The 19,677-nt window shown below is 35.8% G+C and carries 16 protein-coding genes; 4 read left to right on the forward strand and 12 right to left on the reverse strand.

The annotated features are described in order from the left end of the window. Positions 1 to 451: 451 nt before the first annotated feature. Positions 452 to 2,050 carry a Na/Pi cotransporter family protein gene (locus tag ACFFIS_RS01430; protein ID WP_320380209.1) on the reverse strand — a complete coding sequence of 533 codons (1,599 nt, stop codon included), beginning with the start codon at positions 2,048 to 2,050 and terminating at the stop codon, positions 452 to 454. A 282-nt stretch (positions 2,051 to 2,332) separates the two neighbouring features. Continuing rightward, the gene (locus ACFFIS_RS01435) at positions 2,333 to 2,968 is read right to left on the reverse strand and encodes a phosphate signaling complex PhoU family protein (protein WP_320380210.1); all 636 of its coding nucleotides are present in this window, start codon (positions 2,966 to 2,968) and stop codon (positions 2,333 to 2,335) included. 73 nt (positions 2,969 to 3,041) lie between these two features. Between ACFFIS_RS01435 and ACFFIS_RS01440 the strand changes: the two genes are divergently transcribed. Then, complete coding sequence (locus ACFFIS_RS01440) at positions 3,042 to 3,395, forward strand: hypothetical protein (protein ID WP_390185852.1); 354 nt, start codon at positions 3,042 to 3,044, stop codon at positions 3,393 to 3,395. A gap of 404 nt (positions 3,396 to 3,799) precedes the next feature. Here ACFFIS_RS01440 and ACFFIS_RS01445 read toward each other — a convergent pair whose 3' ends face one another. The 5 genes from ACFFIS_RS01445 to ACFFIS_RS01465 all read right to left on the reverse strand — a co-directional run bounded on the left by ACFFIS_RS01445 (position 3,800) and on the right by ACFFIS_RS01465 (position 9,285). Further along, positions 3,800 to 4,792, reverse strand: coding sequence for a ComEC/Rec2 family competence protein (locus ACFFIS_RS01445; protein WP_390185854.1), 993 nt, complete (start codon positions 4,790 to 4,792; stop codon positions 3,800 to 3,802). Positions 4,793 to 4,856: 64 nt separating this feature from the next. Then, positions 4,857 to 5,579 (reverse strand): glycerophosphodiester phosphodiesterase, encoded by a 723-nt coding sequence (locus tag ACFFIS_RS01450; RefSeq protein WP_390185855.1) that lies wholly within the window; start codon positions 5,577 to 5,579, stop codon positions 4,857 to 4,859. 625 nt (positions 5,580 to 6,204) lie between these two features. Next, entirely contained in the window at positions 6,205 to 7,530 is a 1,326-nt protein-coding gene (locus ACFFIS_RS01455) for an ABC transporter substrate-binding protein (RefSeq protein ID WP_390185856.1), read from the reverse strand. 22 nt (positions 7,531 to 7,552) lie between these two features. Continuing rightward, positions 7,553 to 8,362, reverse strand: a complete 810-nt coding sequence (locus ACFFIS_RS01460) for a carbohydrate ABC transporter permease (RefSeq protein ID WP_320380214.1) — start codon at positions 8,360 to 8,362, stop codon at positions 7,553 to 7,555. After that, positions 8,359 to 9,285, reverse strand: coding sequence for a carbohydrate ABC transporter permease (locus ACFFIS_RS01465; RefSeq protein ID WP_390185858.1), 927 nt, complete (start codon positions 9,283 to 9,285; stop codon positions 8,359 to 8,361). The genes ACFFIS_RS01460 and ACFFIS_RS01465 overlap by 4 nt, the downstream gene beginning before the upstream one ends. A gap of 889 nt (positions 9,286 to 10,174) precedes the next feature. On the opposite strand from ACFFIS_RS01465, the gene ACFFIS_RS01470 reads away from it, so the two are divergent. Beyond that, complete coding sequence (locus tag ACFFIS_RS01470) at positions 10,175 to 12,724, forward strand: CDP-glycerol glycerophosphotransferase family protein (RefSeq protein ID WP_390185860.1); 2,550 nt, start codon at positions 10,175 to 10,177, stop codon at positions 12,722 to 12,724. A 157-nt stretch (positions 12,725 to 12,881) separates the two neighbouring features. Here ACFFIS_RS01470 and ACFFIS_RS01475 read toward each other — a convergent pair whose 3' ends face one another. The 3 genes from ACFFIS_RS01475 to ACFFIS_RS01485 form a co-directional block, all read right to left on the reverse strand. Then, positions 12,882 to 13,022 carry a YvrJ family protein gene (locus ACFFIS_RS01475; protein ID WP_320380217.1) on the reverse strand — a complete coding sequence of 47 codons (141 nt, stop codon included), beginning with the start codon at positions 13,020 to 13,022 and terminating at the stop codon, positions 12,882 to 12,884. 274 nt (positions 13,023 to 13,296) lie between these two features. Next, positions 13,297 to 13,515 (reverse strand): DUF2922 domain-containing protein, encoded by a 219-nt coding sequence (locus tag ACFFIS_RS01480; protein WP_320380218.1) that lies wholly within the window; start codon positions 13,513 to 13,515, stop codon positions 13,297 to 13,299. A gap of 34 nt (positions 13,516 to 13,549) precedes the next feature. Next, positions 13,550 to 13,771 carry a DUF1659 domain-containing protein gene (locus tag ACFFIS_RS01485; RefSeq protein ID WP_320380219.1) on the reverse strand — a complete coding sequence of 74 codons (222 nt, stop codon included), beginning with the start codon at positions 13,769 to 13,771 and terminating at the stop codon, positions 13,550 to 13,552. A gap of 409 nt (positions 13,772 to 14,180) precedes the next feature. Between ACFFIS_RS01485 and ACFFIS_RS01490 the strand changes: the two genes are divergently transcribed. After that, positions 14,181 to 15,233: a glycosyltransferase family 4 protein gene (locus ACFFIS_RS01490; protein ID WP_390185861.1), complete on the forward strand. Its 1,053-nt coding sequence runs from the start codon at positions 14,181 to 14,183 to the stop codon at positions 15,231 to 15,233. 348 nt (positions 15,234 to 15,581) lie between these two features. Here the strand turns inward: ACFFIS_RS01490 and ACFFIS_RS01495 are convergent, their stop codons facing one another. Further along, entirely contained in the window at positions 15,582 to 16,673 is a 1,092-nt protein-coding gene (locus ACFFIS_RS01495; RefSeq protein ID WP_390185862.1) for an LCP family protein, read from the reverse strand. A 241-nt stretch (positions 16,674 to 16,914) separates the two neighbouring features. Here ACFFIS_RS01495 and ACFFIS_RS01500 point away from each other — a divergent pair, with 241 nt between their 5' ends. Next, positions 16,915 to 17,649: a WecB/TagA/CpsF family glycosyltransferase gene (locus ACFFIS_RS01500; RefSeq protein ID WP_390185863.1), complete on the forward strand. Its 735-nt coding sequence runs from the start codon at positions 16,915 to 16,917 to the stop codon at positions 17,647 to 17,649. A 54-nt stretch (positions 17,650 to 17,703) separates the two neighbouring features. On the opposite strand, the gene ACFFIS_RS01505 is transcribed toward ACFFIS_RS01500, so the two are convergent. Next, positions 17,704 to 19,479, reverse strand: coding sequence for a tetratricopeptide repeat protein (locus tag ACFFIS_RS01505; RefSeq protein WP_390185864.1), 1,776 nt, complete (start codon positions 19,477 to 19,479; stop codon positions 17,704 to 17,706). Between the last annotated feature and the right edge of the window lie 198 nt (positions 19,480 to 19,677).

Consider the following 19,677-nt stretch of genomic DNA (forward strand, 5'->3'; position numbering starts at 1 on the left):
TACGTTTTACTAATCTTCTACATCTCACGCACCCATCTTCTACTATCTTTCATGATTCTTCTACAATCCCATGCACCATCTTCTACTACGTTTTACTAATCTTCTACATCTCACGCACCCATCTTCTACTATCTTTCATGAATCTTCTACATCCCGCGCACCATCTTCTACTACGTTTTACTAATCTTCTACATCCACGGCCCATCTTCTACTATCTTTCATGAATCTTCTACAATCCCGTGCACTATCTTCTACCACGTTTTACTAATCTTCTACATCTCACGCGCCATCTTCTACTGTCTTTCATGAATCTTCTACAATCCCGTGCACTATCTTCTACCACGTTTTACTAATCTTCTACAATCCCGCGCACCCATCTTCTACTATCTTTCATGAATCTTCTACATCCTGCGCGCCATCTTCTACAATATTTTAGATTCCGACATCTAAATCAAATCAACCCCAACACTGTACGTGAAATATTCATGGAGTGGTGATAAATTTGTAGGAGCTGATTCACGATATCTAAATATACGGCGCTAATGGCTGGATTGTATTCCTTTTTATTAATAAGCCGATTAAAATGTTCAAATTTAATATCCTTTTCAAACTGATTCACACTGGATTGGGTTTGAATATTTTTGCGTGCAAGTTTTAAATCATTGTTTTTAAATGCTAGTAATGACTGTGCATATGCTGCTTCAACATGAATAATGAGTTCTTTTAATTGAAAAACATCTCGTTCACCTAAGATAATGTTTTTCGTTGAAATCTTTCCAGCCTCTCCTACAAACTGAATAACTGCATCTCCTACATGTTCAATTTCATTTAATATATGAAGTAATTTCACCTCTAGATTTGATTGCTCACTTGTCAAATGCCGTTGTCCCAGCTTCAATAAATACTTTTGAATTTGTATATACGATAAATCTATTGTTTGTTCAACTTCGCGAATGGCTTCCTGCGCATGATTGCCATCGACATAGTCTGATATTTTTTGAATCATATTTTCCTGTGTCATTTCTGCAAGGCGGGTAATTTCTCGTTTACTGCTAAAAAGTGCTTCTTCTGGAACTTCTAAAAGTGCATCATCTAAATGTACAGTAAATGATGGGCTTTGCTCCTGTTTTGGGAAGAAACGAGTAAATAATCGAGCAATGGCTGGAATAAATGGCAAGAAGGCAATCGCAATGATGATGTTATATAACGTATGGAAATGTGCAATTTGCCTTTCTGTAGTTCCAGGTAGTGCTGTGACAAGACTAGCGATGAGCGGCAGGCATAACATGATAGCTATCACACCAATTGTTTTAAAGGAAAAGTAAAATAGTGCCACCTTTTTACCTTCGAGTCGGGATGATAGGCTCGAAATCACGACAGGTATCGTGGATCCGATATTTGCACCAAGAACAAGTGGCAATACTTCTGGTAAAGATAAAACTCCGGATGTGATAAAAGCGATACCAATCATAATCATTGCTGCGCTACTATGCATCAACGCCGTCAAAAACATTGCTACAAGCAGAAATAAATAAGGTTTATTTGCTAATTGAACAAGATAATGTAAGAAAGAATCGTTTTCACTAACTGGCTGAAGGGAAGTAGAAATAAGTCCAATTCCAAAAAATATAAATCCAATACTTAATAAAATCATCCCTATAGAATGATACGTGTAACGTTTAATAAATATTAAAAAAATGGCACCTAAAAATATAAATACCGAGGCAAATTGCGCAATATTAAAGGTTAAAATTTGCACAGTCAAAGTTGTCCCAATAGCAGACCCCAATATAATACCGAAAGCCTGTGATAACGTAATGATTGATCCACTCACTAAGCCGACGATCAATATATTTGTAACTGTACTACTTTGTAAGAAAAAAGTTACGACAATCCCACTAACTAATCCCTTCCATCTTGTATTAGTTAACGTCGCTAAATAATGTCGCATTCTGGAGGCACCTATTTTTTGAAGACCTTCACTTAATAAATGCGTGCCATATAAAAAGATACCCAATCCCCCGAAGAAGCCTAATATACTCGTTAACATTTTCATTCCTCTCTCTATCTCGGTGTTTGCATACAGTTTTGCCTTACTAAATCCCAAAAGTCCCATGCTTGAGTGAGTGTAAAAATATGACATTTTACCTTTTGTAAGATTTCATCTGCCTATGTAGATTACACTTCATGTTGACATAAGCGGGTTCTCCTTGTCTTACTTTTTATGGGGATATCATAATTCACTCATGCACGTTATTCGCAATGTAAAAACAAGAAGATTCTCCTTATCATTCATATGCACACGTGACACACAGATCTTAATCCCCAAATTCTAAATAACCGCAATTACCTCTTTATATTTTCGAGCAACATTAACGAGATGGTCTCCAACCCGTTCTAAGAAACGACTAATCATCACCATTTTCACATTACTTTCGGTTATCTTCTCATGTTCATTAATTAAATCAACTACATGACTATATGTTTCCTTATTCAAATCGTTTACATTTTTATCATGCGCGATTACCTTTTCTAATTTCACAACATTATGTTCTGCAATACCCACCCGTAGCCAGCGCATCATATCCTTTTCATATTCAAAAAACGCCTTAATCATCGGCCGTATATTTTTCGAATCCGTCGTATCACATAATGTAATAATATTAATAAACTGATCTCCGACACGCTCTAACTCACGAATGATCCGACTCATCGCAAACAACCACTTAATTTCCATCGTATCTAAATGCTCCAATGAAATAATCTCCAATATATATTGCTCAATCTTCTCCTCATTTTTATCAATGTACCGTTCATTTTTTAAAATATCCTCTTTCAACTCGTGAGAAGACGTCTTTAAATATTCATGATAATAATCCGTTGTCTCAATAAGGTCATCTATAATTTGCAAAACAAGCCGCTTGATTTCACTACGTTTCTCTTCATAATAATTTTGGCGAATTAACATCGCCTCACCTCCATATCCCATTTATTTTCGATGAAAAGTTCAACATCATATAACCCTTCGGAAATCACAGCTCATGTTGAAGCTCCCAAAATCGGATTTCGAAGTTATGCCTTTTCATGTTGAAGCTCCCGCCTCCGGTGTTGAAGGTTCGACATTACATGTTGAAACTCCCGGCATCGGTGTTGAAGTTATGCCATCCCTTGTCGAAGCTCCCGCCTCCGGTGTTGAAGGTTCGACATTACATGTTGAAACTCCCGCCTCCGGTGTTGAAGTTATGCCATCCCTTGTCGAAGTTTCCGCCTTCGGTGTTGAAGGTTCGACATTACATGTTGAAGCTCCCGACATCGGTGTTGATGGTTCACTATTCCATGTTGAAGCTCCCGACCCCGAGGTTGAAGGTTCGCCAATAAATTCTTCGGCCCCATAAGTTAAAGGCCCTCCCTCGCATGAAAAGAAACACCTTTTCCCATCCATACTGAGGATTTGCTTATTTATATTTTAAGAAATTTGTTGTTTACGAGATTTTGAATACAAGTAGCTATATACTTTCACATGAACAAATGAATAAAGAAAAGCGCCTCTTTCCTTACACTTTAATGGCAGAGGGCTTTGAACATTGGCCTTTTCATTTACTTTTCAACAATATATGCGATAGCCTCTTATGAGTTATAAAAGATATTCTATGCGCTTCATTTTAAAAACATGCATGATACATTTTACGATGGTAAGTTGTAAGATGACTGTGTGAATTTTATCTTTGTTGTGATGAATAACTGGTGGACTAATGATTCATCCTAGAGTTTCGCCTCGTATGTGGGCTAGTTTTTTTGTTTATTCTTCGTCATCTATATCATCTTCGGAATCTACTACTCTTTCACTTTCTGTTTCTGAAATGACATCAATTTGTTTACCATTGGATACGAGTTTTACGTTACCATCGAATTTCGAAACATATACTTCGCTGCCTTGTGCTTCATAATTTTCAATAACGGTCAGATCAAATAAGACATTAGTTGGAATAAATGTAATTTGGGGATTTGTTGTTTCTATAAACTTTTTGGAACTTGATGTGCCTAAACCATGGTGTGGGGCGACTACGACATCGACGTCTAGCTCCTCACCATACTTTTTTATGAGACTATTTTCTACACCGCTATAAATATCTCCCGTAAATAAAAAGGTGTTTTCTTTGTAGGTTAGTTTGAAAACCAATGATATATCATTGACAATTCCCGCAGTTAAGTTCGCAAATGCATACGTTTCCGGGGAAGTGCCTTTTGGTGGATTCAGCACTTCAATTGTAAGATCTTTTTCTATTTCGTACACATCGCCTTCTTCCGCATACTCCACTGTAAAGTCCTTTTCATCAATTAACTTCTTATAATCATTGTAAACATTGGATTCATCAAGTGGTAAGTTTACATCAATAATTTTTCCGATTTCTTTCGTTTCAAAAAGTGTGAGGAATCCTCCAATGTGATCGCTATGCGGATGGGAGGGCATGACATAATCTATCTTTTCAATATTTAGCTCAGTTAAATATTCATCTAATAATGGACCAACAATCGGTTTACCAGCATCAACTAGTATCGTTTGTCCCTTTGGTGTTTGAATTAAAATGGATTCTCCTGTTTTTTCAAATCGATCTGGGGGAAGTAAATGAAAAAAATGTATTATCAAATCCCCATCACCGTCATTCGCAAATACTGCTTCTGCATTCACCTCACGAACTCCAGCATCCGCTTCGTTTGTACACGAAGCAAGAAAAGGAATGAAACATAATATGATTGCAATAAGAAAAGCCACTCTTCTCGTAACTCGCAAACCATCTCCTCCTTAGATGAGGGGTCTGACCCCCATCACAATAATGGGGGTCACAATAATGGGGTCAGACCCCTGCAAAAATTTGGGGGTTATTTGAAAATACGCCATCTACTCCTAGTTCTATTAGTTTTTGATATTTCGCTTTATCGTTTACTGTATAAGGCAATACCTTCAGACCAAGATGATGAAATTCGTCAATAAACTCCTTATCTGTATATGCAACATGTGGGTGCACACTCGCCAATTGGAGGCCACAATGTTTTGCATATTCCCACGGTTTTAAAATACGATAATAAAGCAAGAGTCCAAGTGGCATGTTAGGCACAAGTTGTTGGACCTTTTTTAATGCCAAATGATCAAATGAAGAAATAATGACATTATCTAATCGATTATGCTCCTTCAAACAATCCACTAGCTTTCTTTCGATTCCCTCGTAAATGACAGGGATATTTTTAATTTCAATATTGATAATTAAATCTGGCGGACATATTGCTAAAACTTCCTCAAATGTTGACAATGTCACTCCCCTAAATTCACTTGAGAACGAGGACCCTATATCAATTTGTTTAATTTCCGCCAGTGTATAATCTTTAATAAAACCTGGATATTGCTTATTAAATCGAGCAAGTTTTTGGTCGTGAACAACAACCATATGCCCATCCTTTGTGAGCTGGACATCCAATTCTATCGCGCTTGCCCGATGTTCTATTGCTTTTTGAAAAGATGGCAACGTATTTTCTGGCGCCTCCGTAAGAGAGCCCCTATGTGCAAAGTTTAAAATCAACATTCACCACTCCAATTGATAAATATGTATGTAAAAACTTCATTACCTTCATTCAATCTTAACCTAAAGTATAGACGGGATCGGTATTTTAAAGATTCATTTCATCAATAAAAAGAACTAGAAATTTCAACGTAAATTAGTACATCTTCTACATCACGCGCGCTTTCTTCTACATTCATTTGCGAATCTTCTACATCACGCGCACTATCTTCTACATCATTTGCAAATCTTCTACATCACGCACGCCTTCTTCTACATTCATTTACGAATCTTCTACATCCTGCGCACTATCTTCTACATTCATTTGCAAATCTTCTACATCCCAAACGCTTTCTTCTACATTCATTTACGAATCTTCTACATCACGCGCGCGTTCTTCTACATTCATTTACGAATCTTCTACATCCCAAACGCTAACTTCACCCCGCCTTCCTAGCCTAAAAAAATTTTCCATCACAAGTCTCAGCTACTTCTACATGCAACGCCTGGATTTTAATCAGTGGGGAAGCTTTATCCCCACTGATTCGTTCAGTCCCATTTCCCTAGCGTGCACAGGCCCCCCCAACAAACGGAAGGACACATCTAAGTACTGCCACATTTCCAACCGTCCAGTCTTCAGTCCACTCTCCTACTTCAATGCGTTGGTAATTTTCTCTGCCGCTTCATCTAATGCTTCCTGTGGATCACGGCCTTCATACATCTCACCTAAAGCCGTTTCAATAATTTTCCTTGCTTCAGGCATAATTTCCGTTAACGGGCCAGAAGTCGCCATGCTTGGTGTTGTGTTTTCCAATTGCTTCACGGCAGTTGTAAACTGCGGATATTCTTCATAAACATCTTTCAAAACTTCCTCATCATATGCTGCAGGTGTAATTGGGAAGTATCCAGTAGAAGCTGCCCACTCCGCTTGCACTTCCGCACCTGTCATAAATTTAACAAATTCCCAGGCAGCATCTTGCTCCTCTTCAGGAACTTGATTTGTAATCCAAAGTGATGCCCCACCTACGATGACACCTTGTGGATCAACCCCATCAGCTGCTGGCAAGAAGGCTGTTCCGACTTCATGTGGTGAGTTCTTAATCACCTCTGCAGTATTTGCTGTTGAATCAAAGTACATCGCAACTTGACCGGCAAAAAATGGCCCTCTTGGATCATCCCAACTGCTTCCATAGTTTGTAAATGTTTCAGCTTTGTTCATTTCATTTAACCATTCAAAAATAGCTAATCCTTCTTTGGAATTCACGAGTGCTTCTGCCGCATCTCCACTACGTCCGTTGTCATGATCTAAATATAGCGCACCAGAGTTTGCCATTAATTGTTCAAAAAACCAACCGATTGTCGCCATCGTAAATCCGTACTGTCTATTCCCATCCGAAAGTTTTTCCGCTGCTTCTATCATTTCACTGAAAGAACTAGGCGGATTTTCCGGATCTAAACCAGCATCCTTAAACATGTCTTTATTATAGAACATCACAGCATTAGATGTATTAAACGGCATGGAATATAGTTTGTCGTCTATCGAGTAGTAATTTAAAATATTTTCCTCTAATACGGACACATCAAAATCATCTTTATCTATAAACTCTTGCATTGGCGTAATAAATCCGCCCTCACTCATATACTTCGTTCCAATTTCAAAAACTTGCACAATTGCGGGTGCCTCTGCTGAATCCCCAACCGCACGTAGTTTTGTTAAAGAGTCATCGTAACTTCCTTGATAGATTGCTTCTACATGTACAGAATCTGACTGTTCGTTAAATTTATCAACTATTGCCTGGAGGGCATCCCCGTTATCCCCACTCATCGCATGCCAAAAGGAAATTTCAGTTTTATCAGCATCACCACCGCCTCCTGAACCACCTTTTCCTTCATTGTCCCCACTTTCATTACTACACGCCGCTAGCAAAAGCGTAAGTGCGAACAAGAGCATCATACCTTTAAAAAGTTTCCTCATGAAATCTTCTCCCCTTTTTATTTTATCCTTTAACAGCCCCAGCCGTTAAACCCTCTCGAATATATTTCATTCCTATGAATAATAGGAAGAGAGTCGGTAGCAAAATCGTGACAACTGCTGCCATTACCATATTCCACGATGAAGAACTCTCATTAGCAATTAACATTTTGAGTCCAATTTGTACAGTCCGAACTGTATCATCATTCGTCACAAGAAGTGGCCACAAATACTTATTCCACGTTGTTAGAAATCCATAGATGGCGAGTGCACTTAATGATGATTTGGATAACGGCAAAGCAAATCTCAAGTAAAAGCGGAACCGCGAACAGCCATCCATCTGTACTGATTCCCATAACTCTTTTGGTATTGTCATAAAATGCTGTCGCAATAAAAAGATGCCAAATGGCAATGCAAAAAATGGAAAAGTGAGTCCTTGATATGTATTCACCCAGCCTAAATTTAAGATTGTTAAAAAGTTAGGAATGATTGTTGCTTCCCATGGAATTAACATCGTCGCTAGAAAAAGGAAGAAAATGAGATTTCGTCCCTTAAACGGAATGAATACAAATGCATAAGCAGATAAACTACATACAACGAGCTGCCCAACCATGACGATGAACGACATCCAAAACGTAACAGTTAAAAAGTGAAGGAGCGGTATTCTTTCCATCACATTTTTATATGCATCAAAATTAATCGATGACGGCAACAACTTACCCGCATATATTTCTTGAGGTGTCATAAAACTAGCTGAAATCGCGTAAAGAAACGGGAAGAAGAGTACAAGTGCTGAAATGAGTAGTAACGTATAGATCAATATTTTCCTCATCATTGATAATGCACCCTCTTTTCTCCCACTCTAAATTGCACAATCGTCACAATCAAAATAATAACAAATAAAATGATCGCTTGTGCACTGGCAAATCCGAAGTTTCCATAAGAGAAAGCTTGTTGATAAATAGAATAAACAATGATATTTGTTGATCCAGCTGGTCCCCCACCAGTTAAAATATCAATTTGTCCAAAAGTTTGAAAGGAACCAATGATGGCAATGATTGTTACAAAGAATAACACTGGAGAAATAAGTGGAATCGTAATTTTAAAAAGTTTCGCAAAGTAGCCTGCACCATCGATGTCTGCGCTCTCATATAACTCTCGTTGGACGTTTTGAATTCCACCAAGTAGAATGATAAAGTTAATACCAAGATGCATCCATACAGTAGTTGCAGCAATTGATGGTAGTGCCCATTTAGAACTTGTTAACCAATCAACTGCATCAATTCCAAACATATCTAATATATTGTTTAAAACCCCCAAAGAAGGATGAAATAAGAATAAAAATATTGTAGCCCCAGCAGCAACAGATACACCTAATGTTGAAGCAAAAATAGTTCTAAAAAAGCCAATACCTTTTAATTTTTCACTAGCAATCACAGCAAGAAAGAGCGCTAAAATAATTTCAACAGGGACAGTGTAGAGTACAAATAAAAGTGTTCCCTTCATACTCTTTTTGAAATCAGATGATTGCATGAGCTCTTTGTAATGTCCCCAACCAACAAACTCACCTACTTTACCACCGCCACTTACTTCAAAGAAACTGAAATAAAGTGTTTTGAACATCGGATAAAATAGAAAAACCCCTAATAGAATGAGCGCCGGAAACAAATATAACATACCTATCCCAAATAGCTTTCTTTCTCTTTGCTTATGTGACTTTATCTTCCTAGGATCTCCTAGCAGCATATCTTTCCCCAAAAAATGTTACACCCCTTTAACTAACATAATCATCACATTTGTACGAGTCACCAGCCCCCTTCACATGACAAAAGGTTGTTTTATCCCCATTCACTTTCATCATATGACATGCCCTATTAGGATACAACCTATGTAACAGAATCTTTACATAATTCTTTTCAGCTTATTTCGACAAACATTCCCGCTCCCCCATAAACAAATCTAACTTAAGACGTAAAATGAAGCATTTTCAAAAAGCAATGAGGGTTAAGAGGTTAGGGGGTTATTAGTTAAATTGAGGTTATCAGCCTTATGTTGAAGATACGCGGATCCATGTTGAAATTCACATTTCTTATGTAGAAGATACGCGAATCCATGTTGAAGTTCACATTTCTTATGTTGGAGATTCACAAATCCATGTTGAAGTTCACATTTCTTATGTTGAAGATTCGCAAATCCATGTTGAAGATTCGCAAATCCATGTTGAAGTTCACATTTCTTATGTTAAAGATGCACAAATCCATGTAGTAGCTCCGGCAATTAACCGCTAATGTTCCCTAATATCCAGTGAAATTTCGCAACCTAGGACTGTTGTTGAAGTTTGCGGGGCATTCGTGTTGGTGCTTGCTAATCCATGAAAGAGTTTTAACAACTTCTTGAGATCCATTCCCGCTTCCTCCATATTTATTGAGGATAATCGGACTTATGTAGGATTTCCGCAAATCCATGTTATCCATTCGCCACATTCCCGTTGACAGATAGGTATGAATTAGAGTCTTTCCTGCCAATACTAGAACAACAACTACATTTTAAAAGACATGGCATTCTGCAAACTTTAAAAGAAAATGCCGTTACATTAATGCAGATTATTTGTACTCACTATCTGCTGAGATATTCGTTGGAGGGAATCATGGCAATCAAGAAATTAATTAGAAAAGTTGTACCCTATCAAATACGACTTTGGCTGAATCCATTAAAAAAACACCTACTTCATACCAATTATCGTAAAAGAGCCGTATATACAAAAAGCCGGGAAACGTTGCCCATTCAAGAACATATGATTTTTTATGAAGCATATCATGGTGGGAGTATGACTGGTAACGCTTATGCTGTTTTTAAATATTTACTATCCAATCCAAAATTTCAACATTACCAACACATCTGGGCAGTTAAAACTAAAACGGTTATCCCACCAGCATTTAAAAATCATCCAAACGTGACATTTGTTATCTATCAAAGTTTTGACTATGCAAAGTATCTAGCCATCTCAAAGTATTTAATTAACGATACATCATTTCCGTACTACTTTCATAAACGAAAAGAACAAGTTTATGCAAATATTTGGCATGGTACTCCCTTAAAAACAATGGGATTAGATATTAAAAATCGGGCCGTCACAGCACATAAAAATATTCAAAAAAACTTTTTAAGTGCAGACTACTTTGTAAGTCCTAGTACGTATACAACTGAGAAATTACTAAAATCTCATGACGTTTACGAAATTTATGAAGGAAAAGTATTGGAATCTGGTTATCCCCGAGTTGATTTAATGTTTGGAGCTGATAAAGAAGCACTTCGAAAACAAATTGGTATTCGAGAAAATAAAAAGATCATTTTGTACGCACCAACTTGGCGTGGCGAACTTCAAAATGTGGAAGACCAAAGTAAACAATTACTCAAAGATATAATTTACATACAGGAAGCACTTGGCAAAGACTATACGATTTTGCTTAAAACACATTATTATGCCTATGCTTTTTTACATCGTTCTAGTTCAGGGCATCTCGTTATCCCAAATACAATTGATACAAATGAACTTTTGTCAATTGTAGATATTTTAATTACTGATTATTCCAGTATATTTTTTGACTTTTTGCCGACAAAGAAACCAATCATTTTTTATGCAAATGATGTTGAGGAATTTGTAGCAGACCGAGGTCTTTATATTTCCATGAAAAAATTACCTGGACCATTATGTGAAACACTTGATTGTGTTATAGAAAGTATTCACCAATTAAATGCCGTACAAGAAGATTATCAAGAAACATACAACAAATTTTTAGATGCTTATTGCAAACATGATGATGGGCATGCAACAGCACGATTTATTGATGCAGTTTTTTATGGGAAATCCGCATCATATTGTTATCAAACTACGACAGACAAAACAAAGATATTAATATACGGTGGAGGATTTTTAAACAATGGAATTACATCTTCACTTATTAGTCTTTTAAATTTAATTGATTATAACGAATATGACATCACCTTAATCGACCATGGAACAAATACAAAAAAGGCCAAGTGGAATAATATGAGGAAATTAAACAAGCATGTACATCATATCTTTCGTGTTGGAACATGGAATGCGTCCCTCGCAGATTTATATCGCCATACACTTTTTCTACAGTCAGGTAATCTAGAAACTGCACCTAAGCAAATGTACCAAAATGAATTTAATCGAATGACTGGTTTGACAAAGTTTGATATTGGCATTGATTTTGGGGGCTATAGTCCCTTCTGGGCAGCTATTTTCGCCTTTGGAAATTTCAAGAAAAAGAATATTTATTTACATTCCGACATGGACAAGGAGACATCAAAAAAGGTAAACAATCACTACCCTCATCGTCAAAATTTAAAAGTGATATTTTCACTCTATCAATTATTCGATAAAGTGCTATCAGTATCTAAATTAACACATAAGAAGAATAGAAAGAATTTATTACAATATATACCCAAACCTGTGGGAAAAATGGATTATGTCATAAACGCAATTGATTATAAGCATATCCTATCAATGAAAAGTAAAAGTATTCAATATGAATTCGGGGAGGATTTAACTAGTAATAAAACAAAAGACAATGATTTTTCGAAAGAAATGAGTAGCGAATTTCTTCATTTAGGAACTGAACCACCTTCCTACCCACTTCCGCAAAAGGATGATGTCAATTTCATAACAATCGGCAGACTAAGCCCAGAAAAGGATCATGAAAAACTATTAAACGCATTTTCACACATTGCTGCGGACAAAAACAATATTAAGCTTTACATTGTTGGTGAAGGTGCATTGGAAGAAACAATAAAAAATATCATTAGCACATTACATTTAACAAATAAGGTTTTCTTAACCGGTCAGCTAACCAATCCATATGCACTCTTAAATCAATGTGACTGTTTTATATTGTCTTCCAATTATGAGGGGCAAGCAATTGTTTTACTTGAGGCACTCATATTGGGTAAGCCAATCATTACTACTGACTCACCTGGACCCCGAAGCGTATTAGAAGGTGGATATGGGTTAATCGTTGAAAATTCTGTTACAGGATTAGTTGAAGGCATGCGTAGATTTTTAAATGGGGGTAAGTTAAATAATAAAGTGTTTGATTATGAATCATATCAAGAAGAAGCTTTAAATATGTTTTATGAAAAGGTATGTGATTTGAATGAACAGGAATTGTAACACACCCTTTAAAACAAAAGACGTATCATGAGAACTTGTTTAGACTTGCCTTACGTCAATCCCGATAACATACAAAGCGTGGCTCAAAAGAAAAAACCAACTTCCATATTTGAACTACATACATAGTATGCTCACTTATATGGAAGTCGGTTTTTCATTATTTCATTTTCCCGGGTAAAGCATGGATAGATTCAATGAGTTTATTGAGCTTTCCTTCAATACGGTGCAGTAAGTAAAAAGTGACCGCAACGGGAAATCCTACTTCTGCAACAAATGAAATCCAAGACTCAACTTCCACTTGAATAACCTCCTTTCACCTCATCATTCCTGCCAATCCAACCAATATCGTGCAACCTCAATCAGTGGGAATTTTCGCATTCCCCCCTACTGATAATCGTTAGGCGAATTGGGCTTATACTAACTTTCACTCTCGTTAATCCTTGAAATGCTTGAAGTAATGCCTTAACGAGTTAACTTTCAACGAATAAACTTTCAGCGTAAATAGATAGGGTCAGGCTTATAAATAGACCTGACCCTACAAATTTACAAACATCATTATGTTCATGTACCAATTACCCCATAACATCGATTTCCTCGATATTCTGCTCTACAACTCGAGCACTTCGCTTGGCGACCAGATCACCACCGTTTGAAAACAGTACATTTTCAGCAATGATTTCATCCATTACTTCGTTTACCTGCTCAGGGTCTACTGGTTCAGCTGGGTCATCTAGCGTATATGTTACGATTTTTCCTTCTTCATTTTCAAAGCGCAATTCTAAACGTTTCATCCTCATTTCCCTCCTTTCAACTTATTGATTACAGTTAACCTTCTTTAATATCAGACTTGTCCGTTCGCTCCACATTATATAATGTGTGTTGCTGCAATCCTGAAATTGCTTTAGCCAATTGTAAAAGCTGATCCGGTGTTGCTTCTTGTTTTACTGCAAAGTTCTTCCCTTTATAAATTGGCTTTCCAGTTTCAAAATCATCACCGTGATAAAAATTTAGGCGAATAACCGACGAAGTCATACTTGCAACTGCCATTCCTATCACCTCCTTCATAACTATAATCGTACTAAAGTAGTATAAGGGGGTGTTTTTTGTTATTTTAGGTAAAAAGTAACAAGATTGAGATTGCTTAATAATAGTGCATCCTAACACTTCCACCAATATTGATTTATTTACTACACATATTGAGCTAGAAATATCTAGCTATTCAATTAGCCAAAGTCGTGATATGATAGATGTTAGATTTAAACGTTCTGATTAAGGTAATTCATACAGTAGTTTTAGTTTAACTGAAACTGATAAGGTATTTTGCTATGGTTATCACTATATTTTTAAATACTTATAAAAGAACGAACTATATCTGACGCTTCCATAAGGTCTTTGAAACTTTGAATCTCTCTCAAACGTCTAATAAATAGTTACTATTAAAAGAGGTGTAAGCTACATGCTAAAAATTACTTTATTAGCCTGTATTTCGTTATTAGCTTCACTTATTATTACGCCATTATTTATAAAATGGATAATTAAATTAAATATTACAGATAAACCTAATTTCCGCAAAGTCCATAAAAATCCCATTCCTACATTAGGTGGGCTTGTCATTTTCATCAGCTTCTTAATTGGTATAGCGATTATCCAGCCAGTTAGTTCCCATCATCTTGCAATTGTCTGTGGGGCTTTTATTATCATTGGACTTGGGATTATTGACGATATATACAATTTATCAGCAAAAGTGAAGTTCGGTGTTCAACTTCTTGTTGCCCTGCTTGTCATCTTTTGGGGTGGTATTCAAGTAGAATTTATTAATTTACCTTTTGGAGGACAATTCGAATTTGGATTTTTTAGTACTGCAATCACAGTACTTTGGATTGTAGGAATTACGAATGCAATTAATCTCATTGATGGATTAGATGGTCTTGCAGGTGGGGTCTCAGCAATTGCCTTATTCACAATTGCTGGTATGGCAGTTATTATGGGAAATACGTATGTCCTAACGATTGCAACAGTACTTTTCTTTAGTACAATGGGATTTTTACGTTACAACTTTTATCCTGCCAAGATATTTATGGGAGACACTGGAGCATTATTCTTAGGATATATGATTTCAGTGCTTGCATTATTAGGTTTTAAAAACGTTACAATTATTTCCTTTGTCATTCCAATATTCATTCTAGGTGTACCGATATCAGATACACTCATTGCAATTGTTCGCCGCTTTATCAATAATAAACCAATTTCTAGCCCGGACAGTTCTCACTTGCATCATCGCTTATTAAAACTGGGCTTTTCACATAAGCAAACTGTTCTCTTTATCTACGGATTAAGTACAATGTTTAGTGTATCAGCAATCTTATTTTCCATGACGACAGTCTGGGGATCTGTGCTTATTTTCTTAATTGCTATATTTGTACTCCAACTTCTAATTGAATATCTAGAATTAGTTAACAGTAATTTTAAACCGTTAACTAACTTGATTAAAGGAATTATGCAGAAGTAAAATAGGGAATACTTTCAAACACCTTCTAAAAGGAAGGTGTTTTTTTATATGACTGTGACATCTGAATTAATCTCTTTTATGAACCGTATATATATACTATTCCAGCTCATAATCACACGTCACTTGTGAGAAAACTTTTTATTCACGCGTTTAGACTATAATAAAAAGTACAATAGACAACAACTAATCACAAGGTTTTCCCATAAAAAAACAAGTATGGTCATGAAATGAAAGTCTTCTAAACTTTCACCATTTCCATACTTGTATACAATGAAACTATGAGGCAAGAAATCTTGCAATATCTCACCATCATTTAATCCAGCTCAGCAAACAAATACATCTGTTTACTTAATGCAAATCAGCTGCATTTTCTAAATCCGTACTATCCATATCATCGTCGCTCGCATTACCTTCTGCATTATCACGATGTTGTGTTAATTGACTACCATTTAATTCTAAGTGAGCCTGTAATTCATGTTTCGTTTCAGCAAGTGATTCATCATCTAGTTGCCAATAATACGTCCGTCTAGGCGTTGATTGCCATAAATCTTCCCCTTCTAAAGTTAAAGGTTCGATATTTAGATTACTACTCGTGCCATACGAAATAAAGCTCTTCATTTCATCAAACGTCATATTTGTTGTCATATTACTTCCGACAGCTTCAATGATATCATCAAATTTAAAAATAGATTTAACAGAAACTGATTTTTTCATAATTGCTTTAATAATCTCTTGTTGCCTTTTTCCACGTTCAATATCATTATCTTTCTTCCTTGTTCTAGCTAGCGCAAGTGCTTGCTCCCCATCTAATTCCTGTAATCCTGGCATAAGATGGATTTTATTTGGCCTATCATAAGAATCCTGTTCCTTAAATTCATAAGGTACATCAACTGTTATACCATCTATCGCATCCACTACTTCAATGAATGCATCAAAATTAACTTTTACCCAATAATCGATTGGAATGTCTAATAAATTTTCTACTGTATCAATTGTCGATCGTGTCCCACCATTATTTAAAGAGTGAGCATGATTTATTTTTGTCTCGTAACCAACTTCTGGGACATAGACTTTTGTATCCCGTGGTATACTTAATAATTTTACTGTTTTGTCATCTTTGTTTAAAGTGGCAACCATTAATGTGTCTGTACGTATTCCTTCTGTACCACGTTTTTCTCCACCGTCGACTCCCATAATGAGTATACTTACATTATCAAACTTTGGATCGACTTCTTTTTCACGGAGATCTGATTTTAAACGACCATCATCTTCATATGAATCTGAAATAACAGAACCAGCTTTTAAATATAAATTAACAAAAAACCCAAGTGCAGATAAAAATACGATAAGTGGTATTAATATAAAATACACGCGGCGACGTAGCTTCCGCTTTTTAACTCGCTTTCCCATCCGTCTATTCACCTTTTTATTATTCGACATAAAATTTCCCCTTTATATTCATACAATCTTTTCTCATCATTGCTTTATTCCTAAAAGAACAAGTATAATACAACTGTATTAGAGTAAATCATGTATAACATAAAGCTAATGTTAATTGTACTACGAGATATGACTTTCGTAAACAATATCTTATGATTTCTCCCCAAAATGCGACAAAATAAACCAATAATGTGTCTGTTCGCATATTAGACGGATTGAATAGTAGAAAGGTTGCACTTTTATGCAAAATAATCATGATGTTTCCATTATGGATATTAAATTTATAAATATGACAAAGCAAGAACTATTAGATCAAATTCTTATTCCTCGGATTGAGCGGGAAGAAAAGACATTTATTGTGACCGCAAATCCTGAATTCGTGATGCATGCCCGGGAAAACAAACAATTTAAAGAAACGATTCAGTCTGCAGATATTATTGTACCTGATGGAATTGGTATCATTAAAGCTGCAAAAATTAAGAAACAGCCTCTTAAAGAAAGAATTGCTGGTTATGAACTTATGCTAGATTTATTAAAATATGCAAATATGAATGGGCTAGCATGTTATTTTTTAGGTGCAAGTAAACTTGTTAATGAAAAAGTAATCAATGTCATCAAATCGAAATATCCGCAAATAAACATTGTTGGCCATCATCATGGATTTTTTGATTTACATGACCCTAAGATTAAGGAAGAAGTAGCAGAGGCAAAACCAGACTTTGTATTTGTTGCTTTAGGTATGATGAAACAAGAACAATGGATTTCTGAACAACTTCCAAGGCACAAAAAGGGAGTATTTATTGGTATTGGTGGGAGTTTCGATACACTTACTGGTGAAGTGAAAAGAGCACCACAAAAATGGATTGATTTGAATTTAGAATGGTTATATCGTATCATCAAACAACCTTTTCGTTTTAAGCGGATATTAAAGGTATTTTGGTTTATGATACTAATAGTTTTAGGAAAGGATAAGTAGGTGAGAGCCAGCCGAGCGTGGGGTTAACTACTCCCCTCCGCCCGTTCTAACTATTTACAATTTTACAGCATTGTGTACATGCTTTTCCTGTAACTCTTGAATTCTTTTTTTCCGTTTTAGTAAAGGTGCGGTGGAGCCAAATTTCTTAATTGCAGCTTCTGTTTCCTCTATAGCTTTTTCGAAATCCCCGATATACACATACAAATCAATTAACAATCCAGGAATAACACGATCTTGGGGTGCTAACTCTCTTGAACTTTCCGCAAATTGAATTGCTTCTGTATATCTTTCTTTTCTCCTTAAAACGTGGATTTTCAAACGCATGCAAAGGGAATCCTCAGGTGCTAGCGTTAATGCATAGTTTACCAGCTGTAATGCCCATCTTGGTTTATTTCTTTTTAGACAAGCATCACCTAAAACTCGATAGTAAGTTTGGGATTTTTTTCTTAATTCCTTATCATATATCGGTATTTCTGCTTTATGAATAACAGTTAGAATAAACTCCTTGAGTAGTCCCATTTGCTTAAGGTGTGGACCCATTCCATGGCCTGCATATGGTATTTCAACTAACTGAGCATTGGGGAATGCTGACAAGAGCCCTTTATTAACATATGTATTATCTAATGCATTCTTCGGATCATAGACAATGATAGGTGATATTTCCGAATTATGAGTCGGCAAGATATTATGTTTAAAAATACGTTTACCTTTTAAGTTTGACTTTCCATAAATTGGATGAATAGACATTCTTGGTGAAAGGGCTAAAATTCTACAATTTAGAGCCGATGCATAATATAGTGCTCCATAAGCACCTAAACTAAATCCATATGCAACTTTATCTTCATACCCTTCTACTAAGGCGCTTACTGTACGCTTAAAATCCTCCAAAGATAAATCTTGTTGATAAACCTTTTTTCTCCTTTTTCTAATTGCAATAATATCTACATTTTGTTGAATTAGTAAATTAAATGCAAATGAGGGATTGTCCCATACCATATTAATAGAATCAAAGGTAACGACTACCCTATTTGTCTTCTGCAAACTTTTATAAAACTCAATTCTACTTTCCCCATTATCATATAACACTATTTTGCGATAGCCCTTTTCATCTTCTAAAATTTCTTCACTATATTTATGCAGTAAACGATTTAAAATATGGCTAGCTTGTCTATGACTTCCTACCACTTGATAAAGCATAGATAATTTAATCTGATATTTGAATTGTACATTCTGCTTATATATAGAGCAAACTTCTTCAATCCGCTGAATAGACATATTCCAGTCTCTATTTTGGATTGCTTGATCCACAAATTCATCTAACAACTTTTTACTCTTATTACTAATCTGATCATTTGTTTCTATTGGCATCTGCTCACTAATTACAGATAATATTTCTTTATTGTCAGAACATGTTGTAACGCCTAAGATTAAAATATCCATTGCCCTTTGCAAATCATTATATTTCTGCAACATCTTTGCATAATTGATATAAGCATCAGCGGGAAGATTTACCTTCTTAAAATTGTCTATTTTACCCCAATGTACATTAACCAAGTCCAATTTCCCTGTTTGTAGTGCATACTTTATAATACTCGCATGAATCTTTTCATCCGTTGGAAAATCCCTGAGGCATCTCTTAAAAACGCGGTATGCTTTATTCACTTTACCAGTTTCTAATAGATTATTTCCCTTTTCCAAATAATAATTTACACTTTTATTTTTATAAACCCTAATCTTCACTTTATGGAATGTTTCAATTGCCTTATCTTTTATCATAACTTGCCATTTCCACTCCCTTTCCTCACTATAAATCCTTTGGCATTTATTCACTTACTCTTCCTTTAACAATAACGACGGTTATGATTGAAAGCCTCTCTATACTCAATATCATAATATGGGAATTCTATCAAATATAACCTTCTATTGCTTGAAGTAATATTTCAGATTTTACTTACGGTAAATAGCGTATATTACGCCTTTAATTACCCAGCATGGATACAGCTGTAGGGAGCAAGATTAATCTCGCTC

Origin of the sequence: Paracerasibacillus soli (assembly GCF_042432965.1) — a bacterium.
GTDB lineage: Bacteria > Bacillota > Bacilli > Bacillales > Amphibacillaceae > Paracerasibacillus > Paracerasibacillus soli.

Bases quoted from the DNA above. Each gene is read 5' to 3' on its own strand.
- ACFFIS_RS01430 (WP_320380209.1), bottom strand. From the start codon at position 2,050: ATGTTAACGAGTATATTAGGCTTCTTCGGGGGATTGGGTATCTTTTTA.
- ACFFIS_RS01435 (WP_320380210.1), bottom strand. From the start codon at position 2,968: ATGTTAATTCGCCAAAATTATTATGAAGAGAAACGTAGTGAAATCAAG.
- ACFFIS_RS01440 (WP_390185852.1), top strand. From the start codon at position 3,042: ATGTTGAAGCTCCCAAAATCGGATTTCGAAGTTATGCCTTTTCATGTT.
- ACFFIS_RS01450 (WP_390185855.1), bottom strand. From the start codon at position 5,579: ATGTTGATTTTAAACTTTGCACATAGGGGCTCTCTTACGGAGGCGCCA.
- ACFFIS_RS01455 (WP_390185856.1), bottom strand. From the start codon at position 7,530: ATGAGGAAACTTTTTAAAGGTATGATGCTCTTGTTCGCACTTACGCTT.
- ACFFIS_RS01460 (WP_320380214.1), bottom strand. From the start codon at position 8,362: ATGATGAGGAAAATATTGATCTATACGTTACTACTCATTTCAGCACTT.
- ACFFIS_RS01470 (WP_390185860.1), top strand. From the start codon at position 10,175: ATGGCAATCAAGAAATTAATTAGAAAAGTTGTACCCTATCAAATACGA.
- ACFFIS_RS01480 (WP_320380218.1), bottom strand. From the start codon at position 13,515: ATGAAACGTTTAGAATTGCGCTTTGAAAATGAAGAAGGAAAAATCGTA.
- ACFFIS_RS01485 (WP_320380219.1), bottom strand. From the start codon at position 13,771: ATGGCAGTTGCAAGTATGACTTCGTCGGTTATTCGCCTAAATTTTTAT.
- ACFFIS_RS01490 (WP_390185861.1), top strand. From the start codon at position 14,181: ATGCTAAAAATTACTTTATTAGCCTGTATTTCGTTATTAGCTTCACTT.
- ACFFIS_RS01495 (WP_390185862.1), bottom strand. From the start codon at position 16,673: ATGTCGAATAATAAAAAGGTGAATAGACGGATGGGAAAGCGAGTTAAA.
- ACFFIS_RS01500 (WP_390185863.1), top strand. From the start codon at position 16,915: ATGCAAAATAATCATGATGTTTCCATTATGGATATTAAATTTATAAAT.